15 protein-coding genes are annotated in these 15,828 nt (G+C 69.8%); 7 read left to right on the top strand and 8 right to left on the bottom strand.

What is annotated here, in order from left to right; all coding sequences use genetic code 11:
* Positions 1-4: 4 nt before the first annotated feature.
* Positions 5-466 carry a helix-turn-helix transcriptional regulator gene (locus BLQ62_RS11245; RefSeq protein WP_068565423.1) on the bottom strand — a complete coding sequence of 154 codons (462 nt, stop codon included), beginning with the start codon at positions 464-466 and terminating at the stop codon, positions 5-7.
* On the bottom strand, positions 432-1,145 hold the full coding sequence (locus tag BLQ62_RS11250) for a lysophospholipid acyltransferase family protein (protein ID WP_068534796.1): 714 nt from the start codon (positions 1,143-1,145) through the stop codon (positions 432-434). Before BLQ62_RS11250 ends, BLQ62_RS11245 begins: the two co-directional genes overlap by 35 nt.
* A gap of 64 nt (positions 1,146-1,209) precedes the next feature.
* On the opposite strand from BLQ62_RS11250, the gene BLQ62_RS11255 reads away from it, so the two are divergent.
* From BLQ62_RS11255 to hisB, 4 genes are read left to right on the top strand one after another with little or no spacing between them, the layout of a single operon-like run.
* Positions 1,210-1,875: a cysteine hydrolase family protein gene (locus BLQ62_RS11255; protein ID WP_068565417.1), complete on the top strand. Its 666-nt coding sequence runs from the start codon at positions 1,210-1,212 to the stop codon at positions 1,873-1,875.
* A gap of 9 nt (positions 1,876-1,884) precedes the next feature.
* Positions 1,885-3,231, top strand: coding sequence for a histidinol dehydrogenase (gene hisD, locus BLQ62_RS11260; protein ID WP_068565416.1), 1,347 nt, complete (start codon positions 1,885-1,887; stop codon positions 3,229-3,231).
* Positions 3,228-4,355 carry a histidinol-phosphate transaminase gene (locus tag BLQ62_RS11265; protein WP_068565415.1) on the top strand — a complete coding sequence of 376 codons (1,128 nt, stop codon included), beginning with the start codon at positions 3,228-3,230 and terminating at the stop codon, positions 4,353-4,355. The genes hisD and BLQ62_RS11265 overlap by 4 nt, the downstream gene beginning before the upstream one ends.
* Entirely contained in the window at positions 4,352-4,966 is a 615-nt protein-coding gene (gene hisB, locus BLQ62_RS11270) for an imidazoleglycerol-phosphate dehydratase HisB (protein WP_068565414.1), read from the top strand. Before BLQ62_RS11265 ends, hisB begins: the two co-directional genes overlap by 4 nt.
* Here hisB and BLQ62_RS11275 read toward each other — a convergent pair.
* Entirely contained in the window at positions 4,963-5,346 is a 384-nt protein-coding gene (locus BLQ62_RS11275; protein WP_068565413.1) for a hypothetical protein, read from the bottom strand. The genes hisB and BLQ62_RS11275 overlap by 4 nt on opposite strands.
* 331 nt (positions 5,347-5,677) lie before the next feature.
* Between BLQ62_RS11275 and BLQ62_RS11280 the strand changes: the two genes are divergently transcribed.
* The gene (locus tag BLQ62_RS11280) at positions 5,678-7,546 is read left to right on the top strand and encodes a M61 family metallopeptidase (protein ID WP_231857589.1); all 1,869 of its coding nucleotides are present in this window, start codon (positions 5,678-5,680) and stop codon (positions 7,544-7,546) included.
* Positions 7,547-7,553: 7 nt separating this feature from the next.
* Here the strand turns inward: BLQ62_RS11280 and allB are convergent, their stop codons facing one another.
* Positions 7,554-8,903: an allantoinase AllB gene (gene allB / locus BLQ62_RS11285; protein WP_068534775.1), complete on the bottom strand. Its 1,350-nt coding sequence runs from the start codon at positions 8,901-8,903 to the stop codon at positions 7,554-7,556.
* 242 nt (positions 8,904-9,145) lie between these two features.
* Between allB and BLQ62_RS11290 the strand changes: the two genes are divergently transcribed.
* Both BLQ62_RS11290 and BLQ62_RS11295 read left to right on the top strand, forming a co-directional pair.
* Positions 9,146-10,693, top strand: coding sequence for an NCS1 family nucleobase:cation symporter-1 (locus BLQ62_RS11290; RefSeq protein WP_068534770.1), 1,548 nt, complete (start codon positions 9,146-9,148; stop codon positions 10,691-10,693).
* Positions 10,694-10,705: 12 nt separating this feature from the next.
* Complete coding sequence (locus BLQ62_RS11295; RefSeq protein ID WP_068534767.1) at positions 10,706-11,428, top strand: aspartate/glutamate racemase family protein; 723 nt, start codon at positions 10,706-10,708, stop codon at positions 11,426-11,428.
* Between the two features lie 104 nt (positions 11,429-11,532).
* On the opposite strand, the gene BLQ62_RS11300 is transcribed toward BLQ62_RS11295, so the two are convergent.
* From BLQ62_RS11300 to xdhC, 4 genes are all read right to left on the bottom strand, one after another.
* Positions 11,533-12,354 carry a bifunctional allantoicase/(S)-ureidoglycine aminohydrolase gene (locus BLQ62_RS11300; RefSeq protein WP_068534764.1) on the bottom strand — a complete coding sequence of 274 codons (822 nt, stop codon included), beginning with the start codon at positions 12,352-12,354 and terminating at the stop codon, positions 11,533-11,535.
* Positions 12,351-13,625: a DUF6986 family protein gene (locus tag BLQ62_RS11305; protein ID WP_068565408.1), complete on the bottom strand. Its 1,275-nt coding sequence runs from the start codon at positions 13,623-13,625 to the stop codon at positions 12,351-12,353. The genes BLQ62_RS11300 and BLQ62_RS11305 overlap by 4 nt, the downstream gene beginning before the upstream one ends.
* Before the next feature lie 107 nt (positions 13,626-13,732).
* Positions 13,733-15,016, bottom strand: coding sequence for a guanine deaminase (gene guaD / locus BLQ62_RS11310; protein ID WP_068565407.1), 1,284 nt, complete (start codon positions 15,014-15,016; stop codon positions 13,733-13,735).
* Positions 15,013-15,822, bottom strand: coding sequence for a xanthine dehydrogenase accessory protein XdhC (gene xdhC, locus BLQ62_RS11315; protein WP_068565405.1), 810 nt, complete (start codon positions 15,820-15,822; stop codon positions 15,013-15,015). The genes guaD and xdhC overlap by 4 nt, the downstream gene beginning before the upstream one ends.
* Positions 15,823-15,828: the final 6 nt, after the last annotated feature.

The raw sequence follows: 15,828 nt of genomic DNA on the forward strand, positions 1-15,828 counted from the left end.
CACGTTATTGCGGTGCGGACGGCGGCGCTTCTCGATTCCTGACCGGTCGCATCACCTGGCGCGCGAGGCACGCGGGGATGCCCTCGGCGGCGGCGCGGTGGTCGCGCTTGTAGACGCTCGGCGGCACACCGACGAGCTCGGTGAAGCGGGTGCTGAAGGTGCCGAGTGAGGAGCTCCCCACCGCGAAGCACGCGTCGGTCACCGAGACGTCACCGCGGCGCAGCAGCATCATGGCGCGCTCGATCCGCCGGGTCATCAGGTACGAGTAGGGCGATTCGCCGTAGACGCGCCGGAACTCGCGACTGAGGTGTCCTGCCGACATGTGTGCGCCGCGCGCCAGCTCCTCGACGTTCAGCGGCTGCGCGAACTCGCGGTCGATCCGGTCGCGGACGCGCCGCAGGACGGCGAGATCGCGGGCGCGCTGCGCCCGGTCAGGAACCCGGGCGCCACTTCTTGGCGTACTCATCGACGTACTCCTGGCCGGTGAGCGCCTGGATCTCCTGCATCAGACGATCCGTGACGGACCGCTCGAGCGCGTGCCGCTCGTCGGGGTCGGAGGGGATGTCGTACTCGATCGGCTCGATCGGCTTGGCGAACTTCACCTGCACGCGCTCGGCGTGCCAGCTGAAGGGGCCGGGGGGCGAGACCTTGTCGGTGCCGATGACGCCCACGGGGATGATCGGCACGTTCGCCTCGAACGCGATCCGCACGAGGCCCGTGCGCCCGCGGTACAGGCGGCCGTCGGGGGAGCGGGTGCCTTCCGGGTACATCCCGACGAGCCGTCCCTCGTCGAGCAGCTTCTTCGCGGTGGTGAGCGCGGCGGTCGCGGCGTCGCCGCCGCTGCGGTCGATCGGGACCTGCCCGGTCTGGGTGTAGAAGAACTTCTGCAGCTTGCCGGAGATGCCCGGCGCGGTGAAGTAGTCGCTCTTGGCGAGGTAGGAGATGCGGCGCGGCACCACCAGCGGAACGAACAGCCAGTCCGCGATCGAGAGGTGGTTACCGGCGAGCAGAGCCGGACCCTCGGCCGGGATGTTCTCGAGCCCCTCGACGGTGGGGCGGTTGACCACCCGGATCGTCGGTCCCACCGAAACGTGCTTGATCAGCCAGTACAGGAGGCCCTGGTCGCCGTGGTTGGTCTCACCCATGGCGGATAACTTACCGGACCGTCAGGTGTGGTCGGGAGCAGTAGGCGTAGGGCACGATGGGCCTGTGACGGCCTCCACATCGGCGCCCGACTACACGGCGCCCCACTGGGATCGGTCCGCGCTCGTCCTCATCGACGTGCAGAACGACTTCGTCTCCGGCGCCGCGCCGATCCCGGGCACCGCGGAGTCGGTGCCGGCGATGGCACGACTGGCCGCCGCCTTCCGCGCGGCGGGTCGCCCCGTCGTGCACGTGATCCGCCTGTACGTGCCCGGTGGCTCCGACGTCGATCCCGTCCGACGGTCCGCCGTGGAGGCGGGCGCGCGGATCGCGGCACCCGGGAGCGCGGGTGCCGGGATTCCCCCGATGCTCCTCGACGCCCCACTCGATCACGAGCTCCTGCTGTCGGGCGCACTGCAGGAGGTGGGCGCAGCGGAGGCGGTGCTCTTCAAGCCGCGGTGGTCGGCGTTCCACCGGACCCGGCTCGACGAACACCTGCGCGCACTCGGCGTCGACACGGTGGTCGTGGCGGGGTGCAATCTGCCCAACTGCCCGCGGGCGACCCTGTTCGACGCCTCCGAGCGGGACTACCGCGCGGCCGTCGTCGCCGATGCGACGTCCCAGGCGACCGAGCAGCGGTTGGACGACCTCCGGATGATCGGTGTCCAGGTCCTCTCGACTGCGGAGGTGGCCGATGCCCTGGCCGGAAACCCGGTGGCACCGGACCCATAGAATGGGGGCATGTCTGAACTGCAGCTGAGCCGTCTCGACCTGCGGGGGCGTCGCCCGTCGCTCACCGAGCTGCGCGGGGCCCTGCCGCGCGGCGGGGTCGACGTCGACGCGGTGGTGCCTCGGGTGCGCCCGATCGTGGACGCGGTGGCGGAGCGCGGCGCGGAGGCGGCCCTGGAGTTCGGGGAGAAGTTCGACGGCGTGCGCCCGCCCACCGTCCGGGTTCCCGCAGCGGCGCTGGAGCGCTCGCTCGCGGAGCTCGATCCCGCGATCCGCGAGGCCCTGCAGACCGCGATCGACCGCGTTCGCACGGTGCACGCCGATCAGCGGCGGACCGACACCGTCACCGAAGTGGTCCCCGGGGGCACCGTCACCGAGCGCTGGATCCCGGTGGACCGGGTGGGTCTCTACGTTCCCGGCGGCAACGCCGTCTACCCGTCCTCCGTGGTGATGAACGTGGTCCCGGCACAGATCGCCGGTGTCGGCTCCCTGGTCGTCCTCTCGCCCGCCCAGAAGGATTTCGACGGCCTGCCGCACCCGACGATCCTCGCCGCATGCGCGCTGCTCGGCGTCGACGAGGTCTGGGCGACCGGCGGCGCGCAGGGCATCGCCCTCGCCGCGCACGGCGGTACCGATCTCGACGGTGCCGAGCTGGCCCCCGTCGACCTCATCACCGGCCCCGGCAACATCTACGTCACCGCCGCGAAGCGGCTGTGCCGCGGCCTCGTCGGCATCGACGCGGAGGCCGGGCCCACCGAGATCGCGATCCTGGCCGATCACACCGCCGACCCGGTGCACGTCGCGGCCGATCTCATCAGCCAGGCGGAGCACGACGTCATGGCGGCGTCGGTGCTGGTCACCACGTCGGCGGATCTCGCGGACCGGGTCGACGCAGCGCTGACGGCCCAGCTGGAGGTCACCCGGCACCGCGAGCGGGTCGACACCGCCCTGCGCGGGCCGCAGTCCGGCACCGTCCTCGTCGACGACATCGACGAGGGACTCGCCGTGGTCAACGCCTACGCCGCGGAGCACCTCGAGATCCAGACCGCGCAGCCGCGGGAGGTCGCGGGTCGCGTCCGCGCGGCGGGGGCGATCTTCGTCGGCCCGCATTCGCCGGTCAGCCTCGGCGATTACGCGGCCGGCAGCAACCACGTGCTGCCCACCGCCGGCTGTGCCCGCCACAGCTCGGGCCTGTCGGTGCAGACCTTCCTGCGCGGCGTGCACGTCGTCGAGTACGACGAGGCGGCGCTCAAGGACATCGCGGGCACCGTCATCACGCTCGCGAACTCCGAGGATCTGCCGGCGCACGGCGAGGCCGTGCGGCTGCGGTTCGAATCGCTCGAGGGGGGTCGCGCGTGAACCCGCTCCCCGGCGAGGCGGTGAGCCTCGAGCAGCTCCCCATCCGGGACACGTTGCGGGGCAAGGAGCCCTACGGTGCGCCTCAGCTCCCGGTGGCGGCCGCGATGAACACCAACGAGAACCCGCACCCGCCGAGCCCGGCGCTGGTCGCCGACATCGCCAAGGCCGTCGGCGAGGCGGCCGCCGCGATGAACCGGTACCCGGATCGCGACCTCGCCGCGCTGCGCAACCGCCTCGCGGAGTACGTGACGGAGCGGACGGGCACCGTCGTGGGACCGCAGAACCTATGGGCGGCCAACGGCTCCAACGAGATCCTGCAGCAGGTGCTGCAGGTCTTCGGCGGTCCGGGGCGCACCGCGATGGGGTTCGTCCCCAGCTACTCGATGCACCCGATCATCTCGGACGGCACCGATACGCACTGGATCGCGGGCAAGCGCACGGAGGACTTCGCCCTCGACATCGACTACGCGGTCGGCGCGATCGACGAGCTCCGGCCCGACGTGCTGTTCCTGACGAACCCGAACAACCCCACGGGCCATCTCATCGCCGAGGACGATCTGATCCGGCTCATCGAGGCGGCGCCCGGCATCGTCATCGTCGACGAGGCGTACGGCGAGTTCAGCGCCGGGCCGTCCGCGGTGCGGTTAATGGACCGGTTCGGCGGCAAGCTCATCGTGAGCCGCACCATGAGCAAGGCCTTCGCGTTCGCGGGCGGCCGCGTGGGGTACCTGGTCGCCGCGCCGGCGATCGTGGACGCGATCCAGCTGGTGCGCCTGCCGTACCACCTGTCGGTGTTCACCCAGGCCGCGGCGATCGCCGCGATCGATCACCGTGCGGAGACCCTCGCCTCGGTCGCGCACCTCTCGGCCGAGCGCGACCGGATCGCCGGGCGGCTGCGCGATCTGGGCTACGACGTCATCGAATCGCACGCCAACTTCATTCTCTTCGGCGGGTTCGCCGACGAGGCCGCCGCCTGGCGCACCTACCTCGACGGGGGAGTCCTGGTGCGCGACATGCACATCCCGGGGCACCTGCGCGTGACGGTGGGCCTGGACCACGAGAACGACGCCTTCCTCGCGATCAGCGCGAAGCTGGCACCGACGAACGACGGAGACCGCTCATGACCGATCGCATCGCCCGCATCGAGCGCACGACCCGGGAGTCGTCCATCGTCGTCGAGCTGAACCTCGACGGCACCGGCCGCACCGAGATCTCCACGGGGGTGCCGTTCTTCGACCACATGCTCACCGCCTTCGGGCAGCACGGCAGCTTCGATCTGACCGTGCAGGCGAAGGGCGACATCGAGATCGATGCGCACCACACGGTCGAGGACACCGCCATCGTGCTCGGCCAGGCCTTCGCGGAGGCGCTGGGGGACAAGAAGGGCATCCGCCGGTTCGGCGACTGCTTCATCCCGATGGACGAGACGCTCGCGCACGCCTCGGTGGACGTCTCCGGCCGGCCGTACGCGGTGCACACCGGCGAGCCCGACTACCTGGTGAGCTCGGTGATCGGCGGCTACCCCGGCGTTCCGTACTCGACGGTGATCAACCGGCACGTCTTCGAGTCGCTCGCCATGAACGCCCGGATCGCGCTGCACGTCCGCGTGCTCTACGGCCGCGATCCGCACCACATCACCGAGGCGGAGTTCAAGGCCGTCGCCCGCGCGCTGCGCGCCGCCGTCGAGCCCGACCCGCGCGTCACCGGCGTCCCGTCGACCAAGGGCACGCTCTAACGACCCGCTGCCGGTGCGACGCCGCGCGCCGCGCGGAGCCGTGCGACCCCGCGCCGGAGGAGTGACCTCGCGATGAGTAGGCCGATGAGGTTCTTCCGGACTTCGCGGCGGCGGATGTCGCGCATCTCGTTGTAGTCCGAGATGCTGACGTCTCGCGTTGTCGCCGCAGCGTCCCGCGGGATGGATCCGCCAGGCAACAAGGTTTCCCGGTACTCGTTGCGTCCGCGCGACCGACGGGACAGGCTCGGTTCCTCGTACCGGCACAGGTCCGCCGGCTGCATGGCGACGAAGCCACAGGTCGGCGGACCGAGGTAGGCTCGCGTGCTCTTCGGTAGATCGATGACAGCCGCGCCGATGAAGGCGACAGCCAGGATCCCCATGATGATCGTGGCGGTTCGCAGATTACGCGCAGAGATCGGCGGAGCGCCGTTTCCCGGTCGCAGGGGCCGCGGCACCCCTGTCGGTGCCTCTCGGCCCGACGGCATACGTGAATCCAGTCCGTTTCCCCGCCCCCGGCGGTGAAGCAGTACGACGGCACAGTACGCCGAGACCGTACGTTCGTGGACGATTGTCGAGAAACCCGTGCCCGGAGAGGATCCCGTCGGTTTTCGCGCAGCGAGGAACGGATCTCTTTTGTAGGATCAACAAAATTGTCTGCGGAAGTCGGGAGTGCCGGTGTCCAGGAGTCGAGGCCTCAGTGCCGTCAGCATCGTGATCGTCCTTCTGGCGGGGCTGTTCGCCTGCGGCTCGCCCGACCGCACGGAAGGGGGCGCGGGGGAACAGCAGCCGATCTCGGTGGCGGTCGACGTGACGAACCTTCCGCAGCGGATCATCGGTGTGAAGCAGACGATCCCCGTCAGCCCGGGCGAGACGACTCTGCTCTTCCCGCAGTGGCTTCCGGGCAATCACTCGCCGTCCGGCCCGATCGACAAGATCGCCGGTATCACCTTCTCGGGGAACGGGAAGAAGCTGCAGTGGAAGCGCGATCCGCTCGACGTCTACAAGCTCACGGTCTCGGTGCCCGACGGGGTCACCTCGCTCGACGCCGCCTTCCAGTACCTGACCCCGACGGACAGCACGCAGGGCCGGGTGGTGATGACGCCGTCCATGCTGAACCTGCAGTGGAACGCCGTGCTGCTCTACCCCGAAGGTAAGCCCGCCGCCGACATCCCGTTCCGTGCGAGCGTCACCTACCCGCCGGGATTCGACGCCGGAACCGCACTCGACGTCGATCGGCGCGAGGGGGACACCGTCGACTACAAGACCGTTCCCCTCGACGTCCTGGTCGATTCGCCCGTCTACGCCGGCCGGTTCCACCGGGAGTTCGACCTGGCACCGGGGGCGAAGGTCCCGGTGCGGCTGCAGGTCTTCGCCGATGCCCCGGAGCAACTCGACGCGAAGCCCGAGCACATCGAGCAGCATCGGGCGCTCGTGCAGCAGGCGCTCAAGCTGTACGGATCGCAGCACTACAACCGCTACGACTTCCTGCTCTCGCTCTCGGACCAGCTCAGCTCCAACGGGCTCGAGCATCAGCGATCGAGTGAGAACGGCCAGCCCACCGACTACTTCACCGGATGGAACCCGGAGCTGGGCAGTGACGATCTGCTCGGTCACGAGTACACCCACTCGTGGAACGGCAAGTTCCGGCGACCCGCCGACCTGTGGACTCCGAATTTCAACACCCCCATGCAGGACAGTCTGATGTGGGTCTACGAGGGCCAGACCCAGTACTGGGGCAACGTTCTCACCGGACGTGCGGGACTCCGCTCGCCCGAGGTATCCCGGGACGCGCTGGCCTCGGTGGTCGCCACCTACACCGACGGCCGGCCGGGCCTGTCCTGGCGCAGCCTGCAGGACACCACCAACGATCCGATCATCGCGCAGCGCCGCACCAAGCCGTACCGGTCGTGGCAGCTCAGCGAGGACTACTACCAGGGCGGCCAGCTCGTCTGGCTGGGCGTGGACGCGCGGATCCGGGAGCTGACCGGCGACACCAAGTCGCTCGACGACTTCGCCCGCGCCTTCTTCGGCGTCGACGACGGGCAGTGGGAGAAGCAGAAGACCTACGACTTCGACGAGGTGGTCTCGACACTCAACGGCGTCGTCGCGGACGACTGGGCGAAGTACCTGCGCGACCGCCTCGACGGCACCGAGCCCTTCGCGTCGAGCGTGGAGAAGACCGGCTGGAAGCTGGTCTACGACAGCAACCCCGGTGCTCTGTTGGCCGCGCAGATGAAGGAGGCGCAGGGCGCGGCCAACTACACCTACTCCCTGGGGCTCAACGTCTCCGCAGCGGGCAAGGTCACCGACGTGCGCTGGGACGGACCGGCGTTCAAGGCGAAGGTCGGCACGGGGATGACGGTGCTCGCGGTCAACGACGCGGCGTACTCGCAGGCCACGATGCAGACCGCCCTCGAGGCGGCGAAGACCAACCCGGCGCCGATCCGTCTCCAGGTCAAGGACTTCGACCAGACCCGCACCGTCGAGATCGACTACCACGACGGGCCGCGCTACCCGCATCTGCAGCGCATCGACGGGACGCCGGACTACCTCAGCCGGATCCTGGCGAGCCGTCCGTAGTCCGGGCTCAGGCCTCGCCGCGGCGGAGCAGGCGGCCGTGCGGCGTGGCGAAGTCGATCTTCTCGCCGCGCAGCCAGGTGCCGGCGACGACGCCGGCGAGCGCCCGACCGTCGTAGGGGGTGATGGCGTTCTTGTGGTGCAGGCGGTGCACGTCGACGACCTGGGCGGCTTCGGGCTCGAAGACGGCGAAGTCGGCGTCGAAGCCGAGGGCGATGCGGCCCTTGCGGGTCATCCCGGCGAGCTTGGCGGGATTGGCGGACATCCATTCGAGGACCTGCTCGAGGGAGATGCCGCGCTTGCGCGCCTCGGTCCAGATCAGCTGCAGGCCGAGCTGCAATGAGGCGACGCCGCCCCACGCGACGCCGAAATCGCCGTTCTCCACGTCCTTGAGGTCGATCGTCGAGGGGGAGTGGTCCGAGACGATGCAGTCGATGGTGCCGTCGAGCAGGCCCTGCCACAGCAGCTCGCGGTTGGACGCCTCACGGATCGGCGGGCAGCACTTGAAAGCGGTGCCGCCGGCGGGGATCTCCTCGGCCAGCAGCGTGAGGTAGTGCGGGCAGGTCTCCACGGTGAGCTTGACCCCGTCGCGTCGCGCGGAGGCGATCATCGGCAGCGCGTCGGACGAGGACAGGTGCAGGACGTGCGCGCGGGCGCCGGTCCAGCGGGCACGCTCGATGACGTCCGCGATCGCCTTGTTCTCGGCGCCGCGGGGGCGCGAGGCGAGGAAGCCCGAGTAGTCGGCGCCGGTCGGTTCCGGGGCGTGCTCGATCGAGCAGGCGTCCTCGGCGTGCACGATCATCAGCGAATCGAAGGTGGCGAGCTCCGCCATGTCCTCCTGCATCTCGTCCACGGTCAGCGCGGGGAACTCGTCGACGCCCGAGTGCAGCAGGAAGCACTTGAAGCCGAAGACGCCGTCGTCGTGCAGGCCCCGCAGCTGATCCTTGTTGCCCGGCACGGCACCGCCCCAGAAGCCGACGTCGATGTAGGCCTTGGGGCCGGCCACCTCGCGCTTGAGGCGCAGGGCGTCGCGGTCGACGGTGGGCGGGATCGAGTTGAGCGGCATGTCGACCAGGGTCGTGACGGCACCCGCCGCGGCCGCCTTGGTGGCGGACTCGAAGCCCTCCCATTCGGTGCGTCCCGGCTCGTTGACGTGGACGTGCGTGTCCACGAGGCCGGGGATCATCACCTGATCGTCGGTGAGCTCGATGACCTCGCGGCCGGCCAGCGCGTTGCCGAGCGGCTCGATGGCGGCGACTCGGCCGTCCCGGATGCCGACCTCGCGCGCCACGGTTCCCGCGGTGGTGACGATGCGGCGGCCGCGGACCACCAGGTCGTACTCGGTGGGCTCGGTGCTCATGGGGTGGCTCCTTCGATCGTTCCGCGGCGGAATCCGGTGTCCGTGACTGCGAGAAGAGTAGGTGTGACCTGCGCCACTCGTCAAGACGACTGTTCCGCGTTGCGATCACTATATTCCGACATGCGACATCGCTCTTGACAGGGTGGCTGAGATAGGTCTTACTTATCGGCACGTGTGGAACACACTTTCCGCAGGATGGAACATTCCTGATCGCGGTCAGCCCGGAGGAACGAAGGCTCAGCATGACAGACATTCCCTCGACCGGCGTCGCACCGGCAGCAGAGGCGAATCCGATCCGGCTCGGTGACGCCGCGGTCGGCGGCGTCCCGGACGTGGACGCTCTGAACCGGCTCAGCGCCGGCCTCTACAACCAGGATCTGGCACCGACGAAGCGCGCCGGGCGCACCTGGGGCGGCTACAACATCTTCACCCTCTGGGCGAACGACGTGCACAGCCTCGGCAACTACGCCTTCGCGATCGGCCTGTTCGCCCTGGGCCTCGGTGGCTGGCAGATCCTCGTCGCCCTCGGCCTCGGTGCGATCTTCCTGTTCCTGCTGCTCAATCTCTCCGGGTTCATGGGGGAGAAGACGGGCGTGCCCTTCCCGGTGATGAGTCGCATCTCGTTCGGGATCCGCGGGGCACAGATCCCGGCGCTGATCCGTGGCGTCGTCGCGATCGCCTGGTTCGGCATCCAGACCTACCTCGCGTCGGTCGTACTGCGGATCATGATCGTCGCGGTGATCCCCGGCGCCGCGACGCTGGACGAGAACCGATTCCTCGGCCTGTCCACCCTCGGCTGGATCGCCTTCCTGGTGTTGTGGGCCGTGCAGCTGGTGATCGTCAGTTACGGCATGGAGATGATCCGCAAGTACGAGGCCTTCGCCGGTCCCGTCATCCTGATCACGATGGCCGCACTGGCGATCTGGATGTTCGGCAAGGCCGACTTCTCGATCGCCTGGACCACGCCCGATTCCACGACCGGTGTGGAGATGTGGCTCCAGATCGTCGGCGGCGCGAGTCTCTGGGTCGCCATCTACGGGACCTTCGTCCTCAACTTCTGCGACTTCACCCGCAACGCGACCTCCAAGCGGTCGATCGTGCGGGGCAACTTCTTCGGCATCCCGCTCAACATGCTCCTCTTCGGTGCCATCGTGATCACGCTGGCGGGCGCGCAGTTCCGGATCGACGGCCGCGTCATCGAGTCGCCCGCCGACATCGTCCAGACCGTGCCCAACACCCTGCTGCTGGTGCTCGCCTGCCTGGCGCTGCTCGTGCTCACCGTCGCGGTGAACCTGATGGCGAACTTCGTCGCGCCGATCTACGCCCTCAACAACCTGTTCCCCAAGCATCTGAACTTCCGTCGGGCCGGGATCATCTCGGGCGTCATCGGGCTGATCATCCTGCCGTGGAACCTGTACGACTCGCCGGCTGTCATCACCTACTTCCTCGGCGGGCTCGGGGCGCTGCTCGGCCCGCTGTTCGGCATCGTCATGGCCGACTACTGGCTCATCCGCACGTCGAAGGTCAACGTGCCCGACCTGTACTGCGACCTTCCGGATGCGCCGTACTACTACCGGCGCGGCGTGAACCCGCGCGCGGTGATCGCCCTCGTCCCCACCGCCGGTGCGGCCCTGCTGATGGCCTTCGTGCCCGCCTTCCACGTCGTGTCGAACTACTCCTGGTTCATCGGTGCCGGTCTCGGCGCCGTCGTCTACCTCGTGGTGGCCGACCGTCGTGGACCGTTCGTCGACGTCTCCGGCGAGCCGATCGCCGTCCCCAGCACGCACTAAGGAGCACTCGCCATGCGCATCCTCGTCGCCAACGTCAACACCACCGCGTCCATGACCGATGCGATCGCCGAGTCCGCACGATCGGCAGCGTCGCCGGGCACCGAGATCGTCGGTATCACACCGCGTTTCGGAGCCGACTCCTGCGAGGGCAACTTCGAGTCGTACCTCGCCGCTATCGCGGTCATGGACGCGATCACGCGCTACGAGGGGCCGTACGACGCGGTGATCCAGGCCGGATACGGCGAGCACGGCCGCGAGGGCCTGCAGGAACTGCTCGACGTGCCCGTCGTGGACATCACCGAGGCGGCGGCCTCCACCGCGATGTACCTGGGGCACAAGTACTCCGTCGTCACCACTCTCGATCGCACCGTCCCGCTCATCGAGGACCGGCTCAAGCTCGCCGGACTCGACGCGCGCTGTGCCTCGGTGCGGGCGTCGGGCCTCGGGGTGCTCGAACTCGAGTCCGAGCCCGAGCGCGCCGTGGAGGCCATCGTCGCCCAGGCCCGCGAGGCCGTCGAGCGCGATCACGCCGAGGTGATCTGCCTCGGGTGCGGTGGCATGGCCGAGCTGGAGGAGAAGGTCTCCGCCGCCACCGGCGTCCCCATCGTCGACGGTGTCCGCTCCGCCGTCACGATCGCCGAGGGTCTCGTGCGGATGGGACTGAAGACCTCCAAGGTCCGGACCTACGCCCCGCCGCGGCCGAAGGTCGTGACGGGCTGGCCCTTCTCGCTCTGACGGCCCGCATCGACACCGAAGCAGGATCGAGCGATCGGCCGCCCCTACGAAACGACGGTGCCGCCTCCCAAAATCCGGGAGGCGGCACCGTCGTTCCGGCGATCTCAGAGCATGATCTGGCGGTTGACGTCCTTGTAGAGCAGGTACCGGAAGTTCGACGGGCCGCCCGCGTAGCAGGCCTGAGGGCAGAAGGCGCGCAGGGACATGTAATCGCCCTCCTGCACCTCGACCCAATCGCCGTTGAGCCGGTAGACGGCCTTGCCCTCGAGGACGTACAGGCCGTGCTCCATCACATGGGTCTCGGCGAACGGGATCGACGCGCCCGGCTCGAACGTGACGATGTTGCAGTGCATGTCGTACGCGAGGTCCTGCGGGTCCAGGATGCGGGTGGTGCGCCACTTGTTGTCGGTGCCGGGCATCGGCGAGGGCTCGATGTCGCGCTCGTTGCCGACCGCGACGCGCGGGGTGTGGCCGGCCAGCGGCTCGTAGCGCTTGCGGATCCACTGGAACACGGCGGCGCCGTCGGCGGTGTTGGCGACCGACCACGGCGAGCCCGCGGGGATGTAGGCGTACCCGCCCTCGGTGAGGGTGTGCGCCTGACCGTCGATGGTGACCTGCAGCGTGCCCTGGGTCAGGAGCAGGAAGCTCTGCACCTCGGGCTGCGGCTCGGGGGCGTCGGAGCCGCCGCCCGGGCCGACCTCGACGATCGACTGCGCGAAGGTGGTCGAGCCGCCGGCGACCGGACGGTTGAGCACCCACGCGCGCGTGTTGGTCCAGCCGGGGAAGACCGAGGTGACGATGTCGCGCATGACGCCGCGCGGGATCACGGTGTAGGCCTCGGTGACGATCGCGCGGTCGGTGAGCAGGTCCGTCTGCGGCGGGTGGCCGCCCTGCGGCGAGTAGTAGACGGGTGCGGACGAGCTCATCGGGTCTCCTGGGGCTGGGTGGTGAGGGGGCGGTTGAGGGCGAGGTCGCGGACCGTCTCGACGGTGACCTCGGCTGCGGCGGAAACCTCGGCGGCGGTGACCGCGCCGCAGGTCACGCCGCGGTGGATGAAGGACGCGAGCGCGCGGGCCGTGGCCGGCTCGTCGAGGATCGCGGAGTCGATGCGGTGCACGTAGTTCCGCAGTCGGAGCGCCGCGGCGGGGAAGCCGTCGCGGTAGAAGGCGTAGGTGGCCAGGAACCGCGTGACGAGCTGCGCCGGGTGCAGGTCCCAGCCCTGGTAGATGCCGCGCTCGAGGTGTCGGCGGACCAGCCGGGCGTGCAGGCGCCACGCGTCGGCCACGTGGGCGGGCTCGCCGATCGGGAGGATGTTCGTCGAGCCGTCCGACAGGTGCACACCCGTGCCGGCGACGGCCAGCTGCATGATGTTCTTCGCGTGGTCGGCGGCCGGGTGCTCCATCGACTGGTACTGGGCCGCGATGCCGAGCGAGGCCGAGTAGTCGTAGGTGCCGTAGTGCAGCGAGGTGACCCGACGGTCCGCCGCGTGCAGCAGCGAGGCGACCGGCGCCGTGCCGTCGGCGCCGAGGATGACCTGCGGCGTCTCGACCTGGACCTCGAAGCGCAGCCGCCGCTCGTCCAGCCCCAGCGCGCTCTCGAGGGCGCGGCTCGCGTCGACCATCGCCTCGACCTGGCCGACGGTGGTGACCTTGGGCAGCGTGATGGTCAGTCCCTCGGGCAGCGGGCCCGCGGCGGCGAGGCCGCTGATGAACAGGTCGAGCGTACGCAGGCCCCGGGCGCGGACGGGGGCCTCCAGGCACTTGAACCGGATGCCGATGAACGGCGGCGCGGAACCGTCGCGGACCGCTGCGCCGACCGCCTCGACCGCGTGCGCGACATCGGAGTCCTCCGCCTCGTCCCCGCGATCGCCGTAGCCGTCCTCGAAGTCCAGCCGCAGGTCCTCGATCGGCTCCTCGGTGAGCTTGCGGCGCACCAGGTCCGGGAGATCCGGATCGGTCAGGCCCACGGTGCGTGCCACCTCCGCGAGGCCGCCCGCCGCGTCCGCCGCGGCGAGGGCCTGCGCGCCCCATTCCTGCGCGGTGGCCGGGGTGAACCGGTCCGCGGGGAGGTAGACGGTGTGCACCGGCTGCCGACGGCCGTCATCGCCCGGGTAGTCCGCGGCGAGGAGCTCGTCGGTGGCCGCCAGCCGACGCTCGATCGCGGCCAGGGCGTCGTCGGTGAGCGAGCGACTGGGCATGGGACCTCCGTCTGGACTGAATGGAAGAATAATTCCGTATGGTGGAGTCTACGACGGTCCTACGCTCCGCACAAGGATTTCGTGAGGGGGAGGCGACGGTCGCGCACCTACGCGGCGATCTCGTCGCCGCCGATCCAGACGCGGGCGACGTCTGCGGGCGTTGCGAGCGAGAAGATCTTCGCGAGCGCGTTCTCGGCGTTGTCGGCGTGGCGCAGGCCCACGTCCAGCGGGTGACCGTGCGTCGGGCGTACGAGCACCGCGTCGAACTGCTTCCCGATGGACAGGTCGCCCACTTCGTCGAGGCCCAACGCTGTCGCGCCCGCGCGGGTCGCCAGGTGCAGCAGATGCGCGGCGGTGAGGGGGACGCCGTCCGTGTGCAGCAGCTGTTGCATGTAGTAGGCCTGCAACCCTTCCTTGAAGAGTGAGAAGCCGCTGCCCGCACCCACGTCCGTGCCCAGCGCCACGGTGACGCCGTGCTCGAGGTGGCGGCGCAGGGGGAAGGAGCCGCTGGCGAGCGCGGAGTTCGAGGTCGGGCAGTGCGCGACGGACGCTCCCGACGAGGCCATCAGACGCAACTCGGCGTCGGTCGGATGGGCGTTGTGTGCGAGGACGGAGCGCTCGTGGATCAGGCCGTGCCGGTGGTAGGTGTCGAGATAGTCCGCGGAACCGGGGAACTGGTCGATGACCGCCGCGATCTCCGCGGGGTTCTCGTTGATGTGCGAGGTGAACCAGAGGCCCGGCACGTCCGCAGCCAGCGCGGCGCCGCTCTCGAGCATGTCGGGCGAGGTCGAGTACGAGAAGCGCGGCGTGACCGCGTACCGCAGTCGTCGGTGCCCGTGCCAGCGTTCGGCGAGCTTGCGGCCCTCGTCGTAGGAACGTTCCGGTGTGCTCAGCAGGGCTTCCGGCAGATGGCGGTCGCTGGTGACCAGGCCCGCCGTGACGCGCACGCCCACCCGGTCGGCCTCGGTGAACAGGGCGTCGACGGCGTCGGCGAAGTGCGAGCCGAACACGAGTGCGGTGGTGGTACCCGCAGCGGTGAGACCGGTGAAGAATTCGCGGGCGACGGTGCGGGCGTACTCGACGTCCGCGAGCCTGCACTCCTCGGGCAGGGCGCATTGATCCAGCCAGTCCAGCAACGGCATTCCCAGTCCGCCGATGGCTCGGATCTGCGGGTAGTGCACGTGCGTGTCCACCATGCCCGGGAGGAGCACCCCGTCGCGGAGATCCACGACCGTCGCACCCGGACGACGATCGGCGACGGCGCGGAAGTCGCCGCGGTCGACGATCACGCCGTCCTCGACGGCCAGTCCCGCGTCGTCCGCCGCGCGGAGGGCTCCGCCGGTGAACGGGTCGTCGGGGGTGTCCAGGACGCGTGCGCGATAGATGGTCATGTCGGGTCTCCTTGTACGGATGCTGGGAAGCGGGAGAGGAGGTCGGCGGCGACGCTCACGGCGATGGTCGCCGGGTTCTTGCCGCCGAGAGTGCTCAGCCCGATGGGGGATTGAATGGTCGCGATGCTCGCGGCGCTGTGGCCGGCGTCGGCGAGGAGGCCGCGGAACCGGCTCCACTTCGCCGCGGAGCCGATCAGTCCGACGCTCCCCAGACCCGGGGTGCGCAGGACCTGGTCGCAGAGGCTGAAGTCCTCCGCGTGGTCGTGGGTCATGATCAGCACGTGCGCGCCCTGCGGGAGGTCCTCGAGCACCTCCTCGGGCAGCATCGAGTGCCGCAGGTGCAGTGTCGCCTCGCCGGGCTCGAGGGCGCGGGCGGCCTCGATCTGCTCGGGTCGGGAGTCGGTCAGGTACAGCTCCACGTCGTGCCGGGACAGGATGCGCGTGAGTTCGAGACCGACGTGGCCGACGCCGAAGATCGCGACCGCAGGGACCACGGGCAGGGGCTCGAACAGCACCACGACCTCACCTCCACAGCACTGGCGCCCGTGTTCGTTGCGGGCCTTGTCGTTCAGTCGCAGCGTGAGCGTCGTCGGCGCGACGCCGTTCTCGCGCAGCATTTCCCGCGCCCGGTCGATCGCGGTCAGCTCCAGGTTGCCGCCGCCGATGGTGCCGAAGACGTCGTCGGCGGTGGCGATCATCTTGGCGCCGGCCTCGCGGGGCGCGTGCCCGCGGACTCCGATCTGCGTGATCAGGACCGCGGGGACGCGCCGCCGACGCAGGCGGGCGGCGTCGCCCAGCCAAGTCATGGCGGG

The sequence above is a fragment of the Tsukamurella pulmonis genome (genome assembly GCF_900103175.1).
GTDB lineage: Bacteria > Actinomycetota > Actinomycetes > Mycobacteriales > Mycobacteriaceae > Tsukamurella > Tsukamurella pulmonis.

Excerpts from the sequence above, each read along its gene's own strand:
- BLQ62_RS11245 (WP_068565423.1), bottom strand. The coding sequence starts at position 466 with ATGAGTACGCCAAGAAGTGGCGCCCGGGTTCCTGACCGGGCGCAGCGC.
- allB (WP_068534775.1), bottom strand. The coding sequence starts at position 8,903 with ATGAGCACCGAGCCCACCGAGTACGACCTGGTGGTCCGCGGCCGCCGC.
- BLQ62_RS11290 (WP_068534770.1), top strand. The coding sequence starts at position 9,146 with ATGACAGACATTCCCTCGACCGGCGTCGCACCGGCAGCAGAGGCGAAT.
- BLQ62_RS11250 (WP_068534796.1), bottom strand. The coding sequence starts at position 1,145 with ATGGGTGAGACCAACCACGGCGACCAGGGCCTCCTGTACTGGCTGATC.
- BLQ62_RS11305 (WP_068565408.1), bottom strand. The coding sequence starts at position 13,625 with ATGCCCAGTCGCTCGCTCACCGACGACGCCCTGGCCGCGATCGAGCGT.
- BLQ62_RS11300 (WP_068534764.1), bottom strand. The coding sequence starts at position 12,354 with ATGAGCTCGTCCGCACCCGTCTACTACTCGCCGCAGGGCGGCCACCCG.
- guaD (WP_068565407.1), bottom strand. The coding sequence starts at position 15,016 with ATGACCATCTATCGCGCACGCGTCCTGGACACCCCCGACGACCCGTTC.
- hisB (WP_068565414.1), top strand. The coding sequence starts at position 4,352 with ATGACCGATCGCATCGCCCGCATCGAGCGCACGACCCGGGAGTCGTCC.
- hisD (WP_068565416.1), top strand. The coding sequence starts at position 1,885 with ATGTCTGAACTGCAGCTGAGCCGTCTCGACCTGCGGGGGCGTCGCCCG.
- BLQ62_RS11275 (WP_068565413.1), bottom strand. The coding sequence starts at position 5,346 with ATGGGGATCCTGGCTGTCGCCTTCATCGGCGCGGCTGTCATCGATCTA.
- xdhC (WP_068565405.1), bottom strand. The coding sequence starts at position 15,822 with ATGACTTGGCTGGGCGACGCCGCCCGCCTGCGTCGGCGGCGCGTCCCC.
- BLQ62_RS11295 (WP_068534767.1), top strand. The coding sequence starts at position 10,706 with ATGCGCATCCTCGTCGCCAACGTCAACACCACCGCGTCCATGACCGAT.